Origin of the sequence: Desulfosporosinus meridiei DSM 13257 (assembly GCF_000231385.2) — a bacterium.
Lineage (GTDB): Bacteria > Bacillota > Desulfitobacteriia > Desulfitobacteriales > Desulfitobacteriaceae > Desulfosporosinus > Desulfosporosinus meridiei.
Genome location: NC_018515.1, coordinates 3,783,649 through 3,801,543 on the forward strand (window position 1 = coordinate 3,783,649; position 17,895 = coordinate 3,801,543).

Genomic DNA, 17,895 nt, shown 5'->3' on the forward strand with positions numbered 1-17,895 from the left:
CAGATTAACTGTTTGCATACTTCACCTTTCATTCAGATTCAATTCCAACTTTAGTCTCAAGTTGCCAGAATTTCTACATAGGGAAGTGATTTTATTTTGTAGTAGGCCCTGCTTTGAGCTACTAAAACAGAAAATGCAGTTCCTGCAGCCGCACCAAGCAAAGCCATCGGCGGAAGATCTGCCGGAAGAGAGTACATGTCATTGCTCATAGACTGAGCCATACTCATGCTTAAGCCATAGGCCATGGGTATACCCAGCAGGACTCCAAAGGCATATAATGTCCATTGTTCTGAAGTGATTACCCGAAGCACCTCTCTAGGTGTCATTCCCAGCACGCGAAGGGAAGCTAATTCTCGTTTCCGTTCCGAGAGAGAGATTATGCTCGAATTGTAGATAAGGGCAAATCCACAAATACCTCCAAGAATTGCTAATAACCAAACAGTAAAACCAAATGACTCCATCATTTTTTCGATCTTTGCCCCAGTATCCTTGCGAGATTCGATGGAAGATACATTACTGGCATTTTGATATTTACTTTTCATGGCTCCTACCTCGGCAGGATCCATTTTGATCAACATCGCAGTACTAATTTCACCTTGCCTGAGAAAGTGTTGTAATTCGGTATCCTTCATGAAGGCATTAAGCCCAACATACTGTGGAACGACTCCAGTGACTAATAAATTCTCACCCTTTTGACTAATGGTCTCTCTCCTTAAGGAGCTTTCCACATATATAACGTCCCCCACACTGACATTCAAAGATTTGGCCAAATGTTCAGAAAGTAATATTCCATGGTCAGGAACCTCCAAGCGCCGTCCGTTTTTGTCCAGGATATTATAAAGTCTCGACCCTTCAGCCAGACCCATCAGGGCCACTTCTTTCTTTAGCCAACCATTTCTCAAAGTAGCAGGCACTTCCAAGATTGGCTCAACTGCTGAAACCCCCAAGTCATGGGCAACGGAATATTTTGTAGCCCCAGTAGGGGAAGGTTCGCTAAGCTGTAATTTGACATCATAGGTTTGCACTTGTTCTAATTGAACCACGGTCAATAAGTCGGTCATATTCTGCATGGACCACGATACTGTCATGAGGCTATAGACTACAGCGATCCCTACAATATTAAAAACACTCCTGGTTGGTGTACGAAACACATCTCGAATACCCATCTGGGCTTGAGAGGAGAGGGTCTGCCAAAACCAACTGAATTTCTCGATTAAGGTTTTGCGCGCAGTCCCTGGGGCTGGCGGTCTCATGGCTTGGGCTGGTTCTAAGCGCAAAATATCCAAACTGCCTTTTATTCCACTGAGTACGCTAAAGACTAAAGCCAGTGCCAGACTGATAAAGAGGTATTTAAATGAGAACTCACTTTTGAGACCAGGTAGAGCGAAGAAATCCCGGTACATAGCGGTTAATGGAAATGAAAGAGCGATCCCAGATAATCCTCCCAGCAACCCACCTGTTGTCCCTATAACCATGGGATAGGACAGATAGTGTAAGACAATCTCCAGATCAGTAAAGCCAAAGGCCTTTAGAGTCCCGATAGATACTCGTTGCTGTTCGATGAGCCGTCGCAGCATAGTATACAAAATGATAGCGGCAACTCCCAAAAACACTACAGGAAGAGTTTTGGTCGTTGTGCGGATTTGTTTGATTTCACTGGTTAGAATGGAGTGACTTGTCTGATCCTTCCGAGGGACTATACTACGGAAGCCATAAGGCTTTAACTCAGCTTGCAGATTATCCTTCACGGAATCAAAGCTTACTCCTTCTTCAAGAGTAAACACTATATCATTAACTTGCCCTTTTTCCTTTACCAGAACCTTAAGTGTATCTAATGAAATATAGGCTATGCCAAATTCTTCAGCCGATGGATAAAGGTCTTGGGCATTTCTCATAATGTATATAAACTCAGGACTTTGCCCAGTTCCTGTGATATATAGGGAGACCTGATTTCCATCGATACTTAGATCAATAGAATCCCCTAAGGACAAATGATTAGCCTCTAAAAATTTGGGATCCACGAGAATTTCAGGTTGATTTTCCTTTGGAAGCTGTCCCTCAATAAGCTTAATCTGGTTAATCTGAGCACCATTGCTCTTATTTAGAGTAACCATCTTTAAATATTTATTGGAATCTTTCTCTTGGTCTATAATACGAACTTCTTTGACAATCCGTCCTGTAACTTGATCAATACCAGGTAACAAGGTAAGCGAGTTCACTTTATTTTCAGGATACCCTGTTACAGTGATAAACCCATCGGCAAAGTTTGTTTCTGTATAAAACTCCTGCTGTGCCTTTTCCATACTTTCCACGGCAATGGACATGGAGGTATAGAGAAGTAAGCCTATGGCGATAACTATAATGCAGGCGAGATAAACTCCAAAGTTTTCTTTAATATCTCTTATCGCTTTTCTTCTAAGCATCACCATGTTATCTCCTCAGGACAAAGTGGTTTTTCGATGACTTTAATATCATCGAGCAATCCATCCTTTAAATAAAAAACCCGATTGGCCATTTTAGCAATTTCTACATTATGGGTAATAATAATAACGGTCTTATGGTAATCAAGGTTCAACTTCTGCAAGGCTTTTAAAACCTGAATACCTGTTTGAATATCTAAGGCACCCGTCGGCTCATCGCAGAGCAAAAGCTCTGGGTTTTTGACAATAGCTCGTGCAATGGCTACCCGCTGCTGCTGGCCTCCTGAAAGTTGGGCAGGAAAGTGATCTTTCCAATTTTCCAGACCGACTTCCCGTAAAATATCCAGTACTGCGAGTGGGTTTTCGGCAATTTCAGCAGCTAGTCTTACATTTTCATAGACTGTGAGATTAGGCATTAAGTTGTAATTTTGAAAGACAAATCCGACCTCATTTCGTCGATAAAGGGTAAGCTGTTGGTCATTAATCTCATGTAGCGGCTGTTCCTTATAATAAAGCTCACCGGTTGAGGCCTGAGTCATGCCACCGATAATATTTAGCAAGGTTGTCTTCCCAGAGCCGCTTTGCCCCAGTATTACTATGAATTCTCCGTAGAAGAGCTGGAAGTCAATCCCCTTTAAAACTTCGATTTCTACTTCACCGGTGCGATAATTTTTGCGGAGATTTTTCCCTTCCATAAGAATATCCATCTCTCTCACCTCCTAGAAAATGTCTTAGTTTGTCGAATCCGAGCTATACATTCCATACTTTAAAATTTCCATGTATCCCATATACTCTGCCATAATTTTATCATAGTCTTGGAACAGCTCATGTTCCTTACCCTTATAGTCCTTGAGATACTTTTCTCCAAGTGCCCCTATAAATAGTGTAATTACTTCAATTGCTTTGGACGGTTCTACTCCACTTCGGAACTTTGAATAATCAATATCCTTAAAAAACGTTGTCATATATCTTTTGGAAGCTTGGAGATACTTTTTCTCGATTTCAGAACGCATGTCTTCCGGCGGACTTACAAGTGCTTCCATAAACAGTTTAACAATATAGGGATATTCCTGAGCTATCTTAAGCTTGATCACACCCAGTTCACTAAACCTTTGAAAAATGTCCTTGGTCTCTGTTAAGGGATATTTCATAAATTCTTCTGTCATTGTCTGCATGCAGTAATCTAAGACATAATTAAATAAGGCTTTCTTATTTTTAAAATAATGAAATAGAATTCCTTTGGAAATACCAGCTTCATTCGTAATTGCATTGGTCGAAGCTTTGTCATACCCTTTATCGGCAAATTCAAAAATACAGGCATCTAAAATCTTCTTCTTCTTGTCTTCTTTAAGATTTTCAAAATTCTCGTACAAAAAATATTCTCTCCTTGCAGATACTCTTTCAACTTGAACTTTTGAAAGGATTATACCACTCAATTGACCAGGCGGTCAATTGATAATTGATACTTGGCCATAACTAGTTACCAGTCATTCATGACCAAAATAGAAATAGAAAAAGCAAAGGAATTTTGCCCTTTGCTTTTTCTATTTCTATTCATTTTAAAATGTTCTAAATCTATGGTTTCCAAGAGAATTCTCTGATAAAGACCTGCCAACTTCATCCAGCTAATATCAGGCTTATCTTCTCAATAAAAAGGTGCTAACCACAAAAATTACTGATTAGTATTATATATCAAGCAAAAATTTCAGGCTAAAGATACCTTTACGTGGTAATAACTAATTATACGATCAACGAAAGGGGGCTAAAGGCTTGGAAGAAATGAGATTATCCAATAGAATTATTGACTTAGGTTCCATCGGATTAATAATTGTACCACTGGAGGATTCCTCTTTAAATGTTATAAAACTAAAAGTTTATGAGCGCGAGAACTTTTTTGCAAACCCTATTCCTGACATTAATCAAACTCAAATAGCAGAGTTCTCAAGTTCCGCCAGCTCTTTTTCTGAAGCAGTTGAAGAAATTCAAGAACTCTATAATGGTTGGGCAAAAATCGATAAGTCTGAAACAACGACTATTATTGGTATTCATAATCAAAATCCTAATGTCCTGTATATTCAGTTTTCACACGGAGAACGTTATTATACCTATAAACGTTGCTTAACACTTAGTAAGGAAATGATCTATGAAGAGTTATTCGGTAAACCCCATAGTGTTAGTCGGCGCTCTTTAAACCATGAAGATGAGCAATACTTGATTTCCAAACTACGTTTTATGCCAAAATCTAAAAATGCTATTAGTTTCTACTCTTATAAGCCCCAGAAACGAGCGAAAAGACATTTTTTCTTTTCTAGTTCATCTTAATCCAGGCGGTTAATTATACACTTAGCCACATCAAGGCAAAGAAGGATACTGATGAAACCACAATTGAAGCAATAATCATAGCCAAAAGAGGTCTCATGGCACGAGTCCGTAAACTTGAGAGGTGAACATTAAGCCCTAAACCAACCATAGCCGCGCCTAAAAGAAACGATGATGCAGAGGAGATGTCCTTCAATACATTCTCAGGAATATCGAGATAGGTTCCTATTAAACTTGTAATGATAAATCCTACTAAAAACCAAGGAAAGGGTGCACTTTGACTCTTTCCACCCTCTTTACGCTTCATCCACATGGAGAGAAGAAAACTTAAGGGTATCAGCAGAAACACTCTGCCAAGCTTCGCAAGTAAACTTATGGCCATAACATCAGGGCCTGCCGGCATAGCCGCAGCTGCAACATGAGCTATCTCATGTAAACTAACCCCACTCCAGATTCCATAAGTTACAGAACTTATTGGTAAGAAAGGCATCAAAAATGTATAAGATAGAGCAAAAACTGTGCCAACCAGAGCAATAATTCCTGCTCCGATTGCAGTATCTTCATCATTGGCTTTGAGAATTGGAGAGACAGCGGCAATTGCCGCGGCACCACAAACTCCAGTCCCGATTCCTAAAAGCAACGAGAGATTCAAGTCTGCTTTTAATAACTTTGCCAATAACATGGTAACACTTATCCCCATAACAATTGTCAAAGCGTCATAGACAAGCAGAATTCCGCCTTTATGAATAACCATATCAATATTTAACTTGAATCCATAAAGAACAATGGCAAACCTCATCAGGTAACGTGCCGAAAATTGTATTCCTTCTCGAAGACTCTCCGGATACCCAACAACATTACGATATATTACCGCCATCAAAATAGCGCTTAACATTGCTCCAATTCGCTCTATACCCGGCAGGCTCCCTAACAACGTTCCAGCACCAGCAAAAGCCATGGTGAACATAATTCCTATTATAAAACGGTTTCGCCTTTCCTGTTCTATCGCTATACTCTGCTGAAAACCCAAGTTCACTTTAGCCTGAAACCACATTTCTATTGCCTCCCTATTCTTGTCAACAAATCAAATTTCAACTCATCAGTAAATGCCTGTGAGTAAACTATAGATTCATATAGGGTTATGAGGCAATATAGGTTCCTTTAGCCTATCATTAGAAAACTGTATTTTAGTACGCCGGTATTTGTTGTATTATTATGACGAGAGTTTTATATCTTGAAGTAAATTTAAAGTGCTAAATAATCCATTTAACTGGACTAGGGGTGTAAATAATGATTGCCGATCCTTTAAAAATCTTTGTAACAGTAGCTGAACTTAAGAATTTTTCCCGTGCAGCTGAAGAACTATATTTGTCCCAGCCCAGTGTAAGTTTACAAATAAGGAATCTAGAAAATGAACTTGGTTCCAAGTTGATTAATCGGTCTCCAAAACACCTAGAGCTCACTCAAGCGGGGGAAATTCTCTATGGTATAGCTAAGCAAATTTTGCTCCTTTATGATAAAGCGAAGCTGGAAATCAACCAATTGACCAACACGGTTACCGGCTCCCTTAAAGTTGGGGCCAGCTATACTATTGGGGAGTACATCTTGCCTTATGCCTTAACTGAATTTGTTGCCCAATTTCCAAATGTGGACATAGAGGCATCTATTGCTAACACAGTTGAAATTACAAATGCAGTTCGTTCCAATCATCTTGATTTAGGATTGGTAGAAGGTGAAGTTAATCACTCAGATTTGGACGTTCAGGCTTTAATGGAGGACGAGATCATTTTAGTTGTACCAAATCAACATGTCCTGGCTGGACTTCCTGTTGTCACAGCAGAGGATCTCCAAGATCGAGTCTGGATTCTAAGAGAAAGTGGTTCCGGAACACGAGATTTTAGCGACAAGTTAATTAAAGATTGGAATATTGATGTCAAAAAAACTCATATTTTTGGAAGTAGTCAAGCTGTAAAACAAGCGGTTATTGCCGGATTAGGAATTGCCCTTGTCTCAAGCTGGATTGTGCACAAGGAACTAAAAACCAAGGAATTGACAGCCATTCGAATAAAGGACAAACGATTAGTTCGTTCATTTTCCATAATAAGGCCAAAGAACAGCGAAATGTCTATGGCCATGAATATTTTTACAGAAAACCTCCTCTCACATGACCTGATTTCGTCTCTAATTGATAACAATTCATCGGTCTAAAAGAAATGTTGTCCTCAATGCAAGCATCCTCCTTTCACTATTAGAGTGGAAGGAGGATGTTCCTTTTCGTGCCAGTACTCCCCTGATGGGCTTTATACCATTCGAAAAATTCGGACTCCATCTTGGGATTCCATTTCTAATTCACCTTTATCAACTAAATATACAAGATGAGCCAGAGTTTCAGCCATTGCAAAACGTAGCTCGTGAAAACTGAGGTCTTGTCTAAAAACTTGAAGGCAAACCTCATAAGCGGTTGAACCACTTCCGGTACAGTTTTTCATTAATTCGAGCCGTTCTTGATGATGGATTTCGAGTTGCCTAATCCTCTCTTCAATATTAGAGAAAGGTTTACCGTGTGATGGTAAAGCAATTTTACAATTTAGAGTCCGAATACTGTCAATAGCTTTTAAAAAGTTATCTAAGGGATTTGGGTCTGCTCCGGAGCGGGGCCATAGGCTAACATTCGATGATATTTCTGGCAACAGGTGATCCCCCGATAAAAGCAGACCGTGAGCAACATTATAGTAGCAGATATGTCCATCCGTATGCCCCGGAGTTAAAACAACTTCGTACTCAAAGTCTCCAATTGTCACAACTTGCCCAGGCTTTAAGGTTGTTAATTCAGCATGAGGGAATGTATAACGGATTAGGTTATTGACAGAATCTATGGTTTCTTTAAGTACATCATGAGGCATACCATTCTCACTAAACAAGACATTAAGGGCTTTAAGGATATAGTTTTCACTTTTCCAATAGCGTTTGATCCGCTCTGCATCAATTTCACCAATATAAACCGGGGCACCAGAATAGTTCTGAAGCCATCCTGAACATCCATAATGATCAGGATGAAAATGAGTAAGATAAATTCCTTTAATATCAGAGGGATTGATTGCGTGTGCCTCAAAGAACTTTGTCCATCCTTCTATAGTTGCTTCTCGACTAAGACCCGCATCGATCAGCCACCACCCCTGTGTTCCTTTAACTGCATAACAGTTAACGTGATTTAGGCGAAATGGTAATGGCAATTTCACTTTATAAATCCCCAGTGCTTCGAAAATCATGTCTGTCACTTTCTTTCTCTTTTCTCTTTCTTAAACAAAATACCCCAACTACTTATTATTTACATTCCTTCAAATCCCTCCCCATATTTTATTATATTAATAATATTCTTAATATTATGCATGGTTTCTCCCTCGCTGATAAACAGGAATTGGATGCAATATATAATCATCCAATTGGATGTTGTGTCGTCTGATTCTCCTTTCTATAATTGACTAAAACTTAATAGGAGGAGAACAAGTATGCAATATACCTTTGCTGAAAGAGTAACCCATATGGATAGCTCGGCAATACGTGAACTCTTAAAGGTTGCAGAGCAACCGCAGATTATTTCCTTTGCAGGAGGTCTTCCAGCTGCGGAGTTATTTCCTCTTGAAGAAATTAAGGAATCCTATTACCAAGTTCTTAGCGCAAAAGATCCTTCAGTCCTCCAATATGGGGCAACAGAGGGATATCTGCCCTTGCGCCAGGAAATAGCGGCTCAAATGGGAATGAAAGGGATCATGACAGAAGCCGAAAACATTCTGCTTACCAACGGTTCACAACAAGGATTAGATCTCTTGGCCAAGCTATTTATTAATCCCGGCGACGTCGTACTTTTGCAGAATCCCAGCTATCTAGGAGCCATCCAATCTTTTCAGAGCTACCAGGCCAATTTTATGACAATCCCAACTAATAAGGCAGGAATTGACGAGAATGCTCTCGAAGTATTGATAAAACATAACCAACCAAAGATTATATATTTAACCCCAACTTACCAGAATCCAACCGGAATTACCTTTACCACCGAGGAGAGAAAAGCTGTGCTCCGGATAGCCCGCAACTATAGGGTTCCCATTATTGAGGATGACCCTTACAGCGAACTCTGTTATGATGGTCAAGCCGCATCACCAATCCGATCTTTTTCCACAGACGATGAGGTAATCTATTTAGGGACATTTTCCAAAACCCTGGCACCCGGGCTTCGGCTTGGTTGGATTGTAGGCGGAAAGAATCTGATAGCTAAACTTGTCATAGCAAAACAAGGTTCTGATTTGCACACTGGCACTTTACTACAGAGGGCCACCCATTACTATTTAACACACTTTTCACCGACTGAACATATTGAGAAGATTCGCCATGCTTATCAATGCCGAAGGGACCTTATGCTTAGTGAACTAAAGAAAGCCTTCTCGAACAAGGCCTTATGGACTGAACCAACCGGAGGAATGTTTATTTGGCTGACTCTGCCTGAAGAATATAATACTCTAAAGCTTTTACCTAAAGCATTAGCAACTAATGTAGCATATGTTCCAGGAACTAATTTTTATGTGAATGAAAAAAGTCATAATAGCATGCGACTAAACTTCTCTAACCCTTCCCCGGCTCAAATCCAACAAGGAATAAAACTCTTAGCCAAAATACTTTGATTGCGATGCCCTAGACTCATACTTTTGGCACGTATAGACGAATTGAGGATACGAACATGAAGCTGAATTTAGACCGCTCCCTAAAGACGCCGCTTTATTTACAGATAAGGAGCCAGATTCGTCAGCTTATCCTGACAAACGAGCTTCCATGCGGTTACCAACTTCCTCCCGAGCGAAAACTGGCCACCCTATTAGGAGTAAATCGCACAACAGTGGTTAATGCCTATCATGAACTCGTAGCAGATGGCTTAATACAGTCACATGTAGGCAAAGGAAGTACTGTAAATTCTCTCCAAACAATTCAGCACTCTCTAGAAGGCTCCTCTAAGACCATCTATTCAGAGGAACAGCGTGTACCCATTCAACCTATTTCTTGGCAAAATTTCTATACCAGTCAATCTGAACGAATGCATAATCCAGTATTAGCGTCGATATTAGACGAGATTGGTAGTGAAGACCAAATATCTTTTGCTTTAGGATCCCCTGCCGGAGAGTTTTATCCATTAAAGGAACTCAATGAAATAAGCCAGGTGATAATTCGCCCCGGCAATTGGAAAGCTTTTGAATATGCATCTACTATTGGTCATTATCCTCTTCGCCAATACTTGGAGACTTGGCTCAATCGCCAAGGCATAGATACCCAACCCCAAGAAATCCTCATAACTTCAGGGTCTCAACAAGGACTTGATCTTTTGACAAAAGTATTCATAGAACCCGGCGACTATGTTGTGATGGAAGAACCTTCCTTCTTAGGGGCGATTGGAGTTTTCAAATCGTCAGGTGCGCATATTCTTACTGTACCCATGGATGAAGAAGGGTTAAGAACCGATGTATTAGAGCAGATACTCTCCAGACACCGCCCTAAGTTTATCTACTCTCTTCCTACCTTTCAAAATCCAACGGGAATAACCATGAGTTTGGAGCGACGTCATCAACTGCTTAAGTTAGCTTATCAATTTCACATACCTATCGTAGAAGACGATCCCTATAGTGAACTCTATTACGAAAACAAATCCTTGCCAAGTCTGAAATCCTTAGACATGCATGAACACGTAATCTATCTTGGCACCTTTTCGAAAATACTCTTCCCCGGCCTTCGCCTGGGGTGGTGTGTTGCCCCTTCCCCGCTACTAGAGCAATTATCACTTGCCAAACAACACATTGACCTGCATACCAGCACTACAACTCAATGGATTATGACTGAATTCTGCAACCAAGGACTGCTTGACAAGCATCTTCCATTGGTTCGAGGCCACTATAAGCATCAGCGCGATGCCATGGTTGCCGCCTTAGAGGAATTTGCTCCTGAAGGCTTATCCTGGACGATACCCGCAGGTGGGTATTACTTATGGTGTGAACTGCCTCGTGAAATGAAAGCCACAGCTCTACTTACTAAAGCCGCTGAAAAGAAAGTAGCCTTCGTCCCGGGAAGTGCTTTCTATGTTAACTCTGGCGGAAGAAGCTGGATTAGACTCTGTTTTTCTCGTCATTCCGCATTAACAATTCGCGAAGGAATTTCTCGGCTTTGCGGAGCAATAACTGAACTCTTAAATCAGCCACACCTTGGCAGAAAAACACAACAACCTCGTTTTAGCGAACCTTTGGTATAGAATAATGAATAAGGGGCTTAATCTATAGCCCCTTATTCATTATTCTAAGCATTCGGATACTATTTCATTGTCTTCAATACATTTGACTAGTCAGAGAAAACTATCTAAAATTCACGGTTAACCCCTTGCAATAAACACTGAGTACCCCTATTAATAGTTATGCCAATGGACTTTATCAAATTGTAAGTCTTGATCCCCATAAGGGGTTTTAGTCTCATCAGGGTATCCTATCGAAATTATCGAAGCGACCTTAAGGTTTTCTGGGATGCTTAAAATCCTTCGCACATACTGTTCTGCGGTTTCAGATTCTGAAAACTGTCGTTCTCTTATTTGGATCCAGCAAGATCCCAAGCCTAATGATTCTGATGTAAGATGCAGAATTGTCGCCGCAATTGAAGCGTCTTCTATCCAGACATCACTTTTTGCCGGATCGGCTAGGATCACAATGCCTAACGCTGCATCTTTCAGAAATCCAGCGCCTTTCTTGCTGGATGCTAACTGAGTTAATACATCAGAGTCGTCGACAACAACAAATTGCCAAGGTTGAAAACCACGAGATGATGGACTTAATAGCGCAGCTTTAATAAGTACTTGAACTGTTTCAGAATCCAATTTCTTAGGTTTGTATTTACGAATACTCCTGCGTCTATAAAGAAGATCTAGCATAATTTCTCCCCTCCATTCAAATTGAACCAATTAACCAGGAATAGTCTTCTGAGTATAATAACACCTTATACTTTTTCAGCAAATTTTCAAGTCTTCCGATTCATAAAGTAGGGAAATTACTATTGTTGGTTAAGATCACTTGTCGCTTATAATACCCAGAAATTATTTTCAAAGTTTTTTCCGCGAGAGGAAATCAGATCCGCCTCTAGAAAATAAATGATTAATGGGATCCTCGCTCCAAAAAATCCTATACTTTAAAAGAAAGGTATAAGTTAATGCAAAAGAACAACATAATTATAGTTCTCATTTTCTTAGCACTTCTGATTTTCGCCCTCCTTCTTTATAAATCTCAAGACCTAAAAAAAGCCTATAAATCAAAGGTCGAGGAAGACTTAAGTCATGGAATTGAATTTGAAACTACATTAGTATCGGAAAATGACGTTAATCATTTACCATTGCCTGTTCAGAGATACCTGAACTATGTTGGTGTAATCGGTAAGGAAAAAGTATATAATTTCAGAATTACCTTTACAGGGCAAATGAAGATAGACCCCAAAAAGGATTGGCTGAAGATTAATACCGAACAATATAACTTTATGGATAACCTAACAAGAATGTTTTATATACAAGCAAAAATGTATAGAATACCGATTTTAGGTTTAGATTCCTATAAGCAAAGCAAAGGGAATATGTTGATCAAACTGGGAGGCGTCTTTACCGTCGCTGATGCTTCAGGCCCGGAAATGGACATAGGTGAACAAGTTACTTTATTAAATGATATGTGTTTATGGGTACCAGCTACGCTAATTGATCCTAGAATTCAATGGGAAAGTATTGATTCCTTGACAGCAAAAGCTATCTTTAATGATAAGGGACGTAAAGTATCCGCAATTCTCTTCTTCAATCCTGACGGTGCGTTGACAAACTTCGTCACAGAAGATCGATACATGACCATTGTGAAGACCTACCAAAAAGCACAATGGTCAACCCCTATCAAAGATTACAAAGAAGTCAATGGATCTAAACTCCCAACCTATGGGGAAGGCATTTGGCACTTACCTGAAGGTGATTATTGTTACGCCAAATTTAATCTAGAGAAAATCGATTATAACATTAAAGCCATTAAACCTTAATCTAAATTCTAAAGTTAAAATCTATTTGGGAAAACCTTAGTAAAAGCAGAGCAAGTCGTCGCCTTAATCGGGTTAACGGCTTGCTCTGAATCTTTGTGACCACATTGCTTTGTTTCATCAAGGAAATTACCACGTGGCTACATTATGGGGTTTATAGGCCCTAACGGTTCTGGAAAAAGTACAACCATTAAACTAATCTTAAATTTATTAAATAAAGACAGCGGACAAATTAAGGTATTTGGATTAGACAATCTGGAACGTATGAACTTACCATCAAAAATCGTCTGGCCTTCGTCTATGATGAAAATCATTATCACGACGAGTTAACCGTACAAAAAATGGGTAAATTTCTCTCCTCCTTCTACACAAACTAGGAACAGACAACTTTTAACAGGCTTTTAAAGGATTTTGACCTTAACCCAAAACAAAGGATAAAAGAACTCTCAAAGGGAATGAAAATGAAATTTTCCTTAGTCGCAGCGCTTTCACATAATGCTGAGCTCCTAATCATGGATGAACCAACAGCTGGCCTGGATCCACTAATGCGGGCCGAACTTGTAGATATCCTCTTAACAAAAGGCGTATTATCAGTGACTGGAATTCCTATCACAATTCGTAATCTCACCTTAGAAGAATTAATAGGAGCCTTTGTCGCAATAATAGGTATGATTTCTATATACTTTCCGATTTACTTTAAACTTGGGTATCTTCGTTCCAATATGATAGCCACCGTTCTCTTTTTAGGTTTCTTCTTCTCTACCATCGCTCTAATTGGGTACGGACTTCAAGGAGACTATCCCCCATCTAACGTTATAGCCAAAGTTGCCTATTGGCTGCAAACTCAAGCTGATTGGCAAATTGCCATTTATTTGTTGTTTCTAATGTTCTTAATTCTGACTGCTTCAATTCTACTTTCTCTCCTTTTCTATTCGAAAAGAGAATTTTAATAGGACTCCTAAAATAGTCCCCGGGCCAGTCTCGGGATGCTGAGTGACACGAAGACGCTGTCTTCGCACGGATTACCCTTCTCGCAGGATGTGGACGAAGCCGCCTGACCCTAAGGGCCTATTTTTATCCTCTATGGTACCGCCTTAGTAAAGCGGCATGAATGGCTATCCTAAAACTCGTAAAGCGTTCTTCCTCCACTTGCCAGTGAAGGAAGAACGCTTAGTTTACTGTAAACACCTAAAATTAGCACTCCTGTTGGATCGAAGCGCCCTGTCTTTCGGGTCTATTATCGTTAAGAATGTTTTGGGGTACTTTTAAGAGTGGCACCGTTAAGTAGCTCTTACAACATTGGCATCTACCCAATCTAGTAACTCATGAACACTATATACTGTTAATCCCAAATTAGCAGTGCTTCTCTTTATCAAAACTATTTCTAAACCCAGCTCTAAGGCTGCAGATATTTTCGTATCCGTACCACCCGCTGATCCACTATCTCTAGTCAGAATAATATCAGCATTATAAAATTTGAAAAACACTCTATTAACCTCTTTAGAAAATTGCCCTTGCATTGCCACAATATTTCTTGGAGGTATGCCCATGTCCTGACATTTCTGAACTAACCGTCCCTCCGGCAAAACTCTTACAACTATTCGGGCAAATCGGGCAAATGGACTTCTCACTATACTTTCTAATTGGTGACTTCCCGTCGTTACAAAGATTGTAACAAGACGACCATTGTCTTGATACAAAGAACTAACCCGCTGCTCCAATTGTAATAGCGCATCTTCCCAGTTAGCCACTGAATAAATTAGCGGACTAACAGGGATAATTGTCTCGGGTCTTTCTAAACGAAGATATGGAACCCCTCTTTGTTCACACCAATTGCGTAATGACGTAAACTTTAGAGTGCTGGATGGAGGACTTGCATCAATAATTAAAGATGGCAAATGCAAACATGCCTTTTCGCTCCACATTTGCATTCTCATTAACTCCAGCCTTCTGCTGTTAAGACATTCACTAATTTCACGGGCTGCAGCTGTTTCTCCCAAAAGTAAGATCATTGTAACCTCCATGAAGCTGTACTAAACTTTACGCGCTTTGCTGCTCCTTCTTAAGCGGGATATTCTGAAACAAATCCTCCTTAGTTTTCGGTAAGGGGGTAGAGGGAGGCAACCATCCCTTTTTGACTAATTCACTGTGTGTCTCTATCAGCCAAGGAATTGTTAGATCAGCACGCTTTACTATCTCCGGGCGAGTTAACAGTTCCCCGGGAAATCCATGAGCTAAGATTTCACCACGATACATTATCGCTAACCTATCTGACCAACTGTAGGCTAAATCCACGTCATGTGTTGATAATACAATGGTCTTGCCTTCAGAACTTAGTTTATTCAGAAGTTGTATAAACTCTAAAGAATGACGAGGATCCATCCCTGCAGTTGGTTCGTCAAAAATAATTATTTCCGGTTCCATTGCTAATACTCCTGCGATGGAAACCCGCTTTTTCTGTCCATAACTTAACAAGTGGGTCGGCTTCCCTTCAAGGTCTGTGGTTTCAGTATCTATCAAGGCCTGTCTGACTCTTTTTGTTACTTCCTCTTCGGAAAGTCCCAGATTAAGCGGGCCAAAGGAGATGTCCTGAAATACACTTGCCGAAAACAACTGACTATCTGGGTCTTGAAAGACAATTCCAACTTTCTTGCGCAATTCAATTAAAGCCTTCTTTTTATAAGATATAGGCTGTCCCTGAAACTTGATAGAACCCGCTCTAGGAGTATAGATTCCGTTAAAATGCATAAATAAAGTGGATTTTCCAGCTCCATTGGAGCCCAGAATAGCTAATTTTTCTCCCTTTCGAACTTCTAAATTTACTTTGCGCAAGGCACTTGTGCCATCAGGATAACAATACTCTAAATCAACCGCCTCAAGGATAAGCTCTGACATCAAATTACCTCCAAAGCAAATTCAATAAAACTAAAGGGATTTCAATCCCAACTATAAGAAAATAGTTTTTAACGTTTACTGGATGTTTCTTTGTAAGGACTTTAATCTCCCCAGTGTAACAACGAGCAGCCATAGCGTTATAAAGGTCTTGAGATTTTACAAAGACTTTGCCTAACAGTGCCGAAAACAGCCTGCTCATCGAGCGGAATGAACTCTTAGTGGATACATATCCAGACCGGGAAAGCTGCGCACGACGAATGGTAGTCGCAGTATCGAGAAATACAAAGATAAAGCGATAAATAAGCACCATTAATTCGGTAATGATATCGGGTACTTTCATTTTGTGGAGTAATGTAATAAGCTCGGTCAGTGGAGTCGTTAGTGCCAAAAAGTAAAGACAGGACACTGCTCCTAGTGATCTTAGAAAGAGATTAATAGCTGTGATTAAATCAGGATAACGGATCCCAATAGTTATGCTAGTAAATGTGTGAGCAAACCAGTATCCAGAAGGATCGGTAGAGAGGGAAAATGCAATAGTCAAAACGCTAATTAAGAGAAAAGAAAGAGGAATTGCTAAAAGCTTTGCTAAAAGTCGAGTTGGGATGCCTGCTTTTAGTATAATTCCTCCTGACATTAAAGCCAATACTAATAGAGGGGTAAGCATTGTTTCAGACATAAGACAAATAATCATCGTAAGAATTGCAAAAAGTGACTTTTCTAAAGGATGAATAGTTGCTAGTTTGTTGTTATAAGCGTATGAATCTATAGCTATCACGCTTGATCCCTCTTATTAGCCATCTGTTTACCCTTCGAGTACCCTAGATAATAAAAGACAAATCCACTACCTATTGCTGCCTGCAAGGCAAACAATAAGGATTCAATCTCACCGCTAGGTGGCTCCCATATAGACTCAAACCAAGGAGTGTAATCAGCATTAAGTTCCATAATTGCATCTGAAGCCAGACCGTCTGCACCACCAAACTCTGAACCTCTCGCTATATATAAGGGAAGAACGGCCAATAACACAACAAACAGAAGAATTACCATGTTTTTGGTGAAGAGTTTCATGCCTCTTTTACCCCCCGTTTCCGTTTCATAGAAGATATGGCGTTGCCAGTGAATGCACTTAGAACCTGTAACTCTTTTTGACTATATGCCATGAGAATATTAAACACCATAACTGTGAGTAGTCCTTCACTTATCGCCAAGGGAATCTGAGTGAAGGCAAAAATGCTCATAAACTTAAGTATCGAGGCAGAGACACCTGAAGCTGCAGGAAAAGCTAACCCCAACTGAATTGAAGTAGTAATATAGGTCATCAAATCACCTAAAGTTGCAGCCATAAAAATTGACAACCATTGGGGTGCACCAAGCCTTTTTAAACCTCTGTAAATGCCGTAGGAGACAAACGGACCAACAATTCCCATGGAAAAGGTGTTTGCTCCTAATGTAGTTATTCCTCCATGTGCTAATAATAGCGCCTGAAAAATTAAGACGATCATCCCTAAGACTGACATTGCTGCGGGCCCAAATAAAATAGCGCCTAAGCCTACACCCGTGGGATGAGAGCAGCTGCCAGTAACAGATGGAATCTTCAAGGCAGACAAAACAAAAGCAAAGGCTCCTGCCATCCCAAGCAGCATCTTCAAATTAGGATAGAGTGTAACTGTTTTTTTGATGGATCGTACACCGGCAAGAACAAAGGGAATCATAACTATCCACCAGAAAGCCGCCCAATTAAAGGGTAAAAACCCTTCCATGATGTGCATCGCATAGACATTATTAGGGAAAAGCATATATATCGACATAACATAAGCTACCAACAACCCAATATGCTTTGTTTTTCGTATACTCATAGTTTTAACACTCCTTTTCACGTTAAAACGTAAAAACTCTCTGTAGTTTCTAATAAATCAAAAACAAGGTCTTCTGATATCTTCACCCCTCCTCAACTAAAAAAATAAAGAGACAACCTTACTTTACTCTCTCTGATAGACAGTAAAGTAACGGTTATCTCGGACGGTGCGTTCTCTTCCGCTTTCAAGTCGCATTCGCATGTTTGAAAGCAGATCCCGCTTGAACAAGACACTAACCTGCAGGTAGTTTCCCTCGAGAAACTATATGTACGATAAAAATAATCAAAGCCCCCCAAGAATGGAGGGCTGAATTAACAAAATCC

At 40.0% G+C, this 17,895-nt stretch carries 17 protein-coding genes and 1 pseudogene; 7 read left to right on the plus strand and 11 right to left on the minus strand.

The window, feature by feature from the left end; translation table 11 throughout:
- Positions 1-56: 56 nt before the first annotated feature.
- The 3 genes from DESMER_RS17415 to DESMER_RS17425 are packed head-to-tail and all read right to left on the minus strand — an operon-like array spanning position 57 to position 3,793.
- Positions 57-2,429, minus strand: a complete 2,373-nt coding sequence (locus DESMER_RS17415; RefSeq protein WP_014904377.1) for an ABC transporter permease — start codon at positions 2,427-2,429, stop codon at positions 57-59.
- Positions 2,423-3,127 (minus strand): ABC transporter ATP-binding protein, encoded by a 705-nt coding sequence (locus DESMER_RS17420; protein WP_014904378.1) that lies wholly within the window; start codon positions 3,125-3,127, stop codon positions 2,423-2,425. The genes DESMER_RS17415 and DESMER_RS17420 overlap by 7 nt, the downstream gene beginning before the upstream one ends.
- 24 nt (positions 3,128-3,151) lie before the next feature.
- Positions 3,152-3,793, minus strand: coding sequence for a TetR/AcrR family transcriptional regulator (locus DESMER_RS17425; protein ID WP_014904379.1), 642 nt, complete (start codon positions 3,791-3,793; stop codon positions 3,152-3,154).
- A gap of 406 nt (positions 3,794-4,199) precedes the next feature.
- Here DESMER_RS17425 and DESMER_RS17430 point away from each other — a divergent pair, with 406 nt between their 5' ends.
- Positions 4,200-4,742 carry a hypothetical protein gene (locus tag DESMER_RS17430; RefSeq protein ID WP_148275374.1) on the plus strand — a complete coding sequence of 181 codons (543 nt, stop codon included), beginning with the start codon at positions 4,200-4,202 and terminating at the stop codon, positions 4,740-4,742.
- Positions 4,743-4,755: 13 nt separating this feature from the next.
- Here DESMER_RS17430 and DESMER_RS17435 read toward each other — a convergent pair whose 3' ends face one another.
- Entirely contained in the window at positions 4,756-5,793 is a 1,038-nt protein-coding gene (locus DESMER_RS17435; RefSeq protein WP_014904381.1) for a YeiH family protein, read from the minus strand.
- Positions 5,794-6,029: 236 nt separating this feature from the next.
- Here DESMER_RS17435 and DESMER_RS17440 point away from each other — a divergent pair, with 236 nt between their 5' ends.
- The gene (locus tag DESMER_RS17440) at positions 6,030-6,947 is read left to right on the plus strand and encodes a LysR family transcriptional regulator (RefSeq protein WP_014904382.1); all 918 of its coding nucleotides are present in this window, start codon (positions 6,030-6,032) and stop codon (positions 6,945-6,947) included.
- A gap of 92 nt (positions 6,948-7,039) precedes the next feature.
- On the opposite strand, the gene DESMER_RS17445 is transcribed toward DESMER_RS17440, so the two are convergent.
- A complete protein-coding gene (locus DESMER_RS17445) occupies positions 7,040-8,008 on the minus strand; it encodes an MBL fold metallo-hydrolase (RefSeq protein WP_042333930.1) in 969 nt (322 codons plus the stop codon).
- A 240-nt stretch (positions 8,009-8,248) separates the two neighbouring features.
- Here DESMER_RS17445 and DESMER_RS17450 point away from each other — a divergent pair, with 240 nt between their 5' ends.
- A complete protein-coding gene (locus DESMER_RS17450; protein ID WP_014904384.1) occupies positions 8,249-9,415 on the plus strand; it encodes an aminotransferase-like domain-containing protein in 1,167 nt (388 codons plus the stop codon).
- Positions 9,416-9,471: 56 nt separating this feature from the next.
- Positions 9,472-11,025, plus strand: a complete 1,554-nt coding sequence (gene pdxR, locus DESMER_RS17455; protein ID WP_014904385.1) for a MocR-like pyridoxine biosynthesis transcription factor PdxR — start codon at positions 9,472-9,474, stop codon at positions 11,023-11,025.
- A gap of 150 nt (positions 11,026-11,175) precedes the next feature.
- Here the strand turns inward: pdxR and DESMER_RS17460 are convergent, their stop codons facing one another.
- Entirely contained in the window at positions 11,176-11,691 is a 516-nt protein-coding gene (locus DESMER_RS17460) for a nitroreductase family protein (protein ID WP_014904386.1), read from the minus strand.
- Positions 11,692-11,966: 275 nt separating this feature from the next.
- On the opposite strand from DESMER_RS17460, the gene DESMER_RS17465 reads away from it, so the two are divergent.
- The 3 genes and pseudogenes from DESMER_RS17465 to DESMER_RS24155 all read left to right on the plus strand — a co-directional run bounded on the left by DESMER_RS17465 (position 11,967) and on the right by DESMER_RS24155 (position 13,771).
- Positions 11,967-12,824, plus strand: coding sequence for a DUF6544 family protein (locus DESMER_RS17465; protein ID WP_014904387.1), 858 nt, complete (start codon positions 11,967-11,969; stop codon positions 12,822-12,824).
- Positions 12,825-12,947: 123 nt separating this feature from the next.
- A pseudogene (locus tag DESMER_RS24790) lies at positions 12,948-13,393 on the plus strand (ATP-binding cassette domain-containing protein); the annotation flags it as partial.
- On the plus strand, positions 13,367-13,771 hold the full coding sequence (locus tag DESMER_RS24155; RefSeq protein ID WP_282433086.1) for an ABC-2 transporter permease: 405 nt from the start codon (positions 13,367-13,369) through the stop codon (positions 13,769-13,771). The pseudogene DESMER_RS24790 and the gene DESMER_RS24155, both read left to right, overlap by 27 nt.
- A gap of 330 nt (positions 13,772-14,101) precedes the next feature.
- On the opposite strand, the gene DESMER_RS17480 is transcribed toward DESMER_RS24155, so the two are convergent.
- From DESMER_RS17480 to DESMER_RS17500, 5 genes are read right to left on the minus strand one after another with little or no spacing between them, the layout of a single operon-like run.
- On the minus strand, positions 14,102-14,833 hold the full coding sequence (locus DESMER_RS17480; RefSeq protein WP_014904388.1) for a precorrin-6A/cobalt-precorrin-6A reductase: 732 nt from the start codon (positions 14,831-14,833) through the stop codon (positions 14,102-14,104).
- Between the two features lie 28 nt (positions 14,834-14,861).
- Entirely contained in the window at positions 14,862-15,716 is an 855-nt protein-coding gene (locus tag DESMER_RS17485; RefSeq protein WP_014904389.1) for an energy-coupling factor ABC transporter ATP-binding protein, read from the minus strand.
- 4 nt (positions 15,717-15,720) lie between these two features.
- A complete protein-coding gene (gene cbiQ / locus DESMER_RS17490) occupies positions 15,721-16,491 on the minus strand; it encodes a cobalt ECF transporter T component CbiQ (RefSeq protein WP_014904390.1) in 771 nt (256 codons plus the stop codon).
- Positions 16,488-16,784: an energy-coupling factor ABC transporter substrate-binding protein gene (locus tag DESMER_RS17495; RefSeq protein ID WP_014904391.1), complete on the minus strand. Its 297-nt coding sequence runs from the start codon at positions 16,782-16,784 to the stop codon at positions 16,488-16,490. The genes cbiQ and DESMER_RS17495 overlap by 4 nt, the downstream gene beginning before the upstream one ends.
- Positions 16,781-17,572 (minus strand): energy-coupling factor ABC transporter permease, encoded by a 792-nt coding sequence (locus DESMER_RS17500; protein WP_014904392.1) that lies wholly within the window; start codon positions 17,570-17,572, stop codon positions 16,781-16,783. The genes DESMER_RS17495 and DESMER_RS17500 overlap by 4 nt, the downstream gene beginning before the upstream one ends.
- Positions 17,573-17,895: the final 323 nt, after the last annotated feature.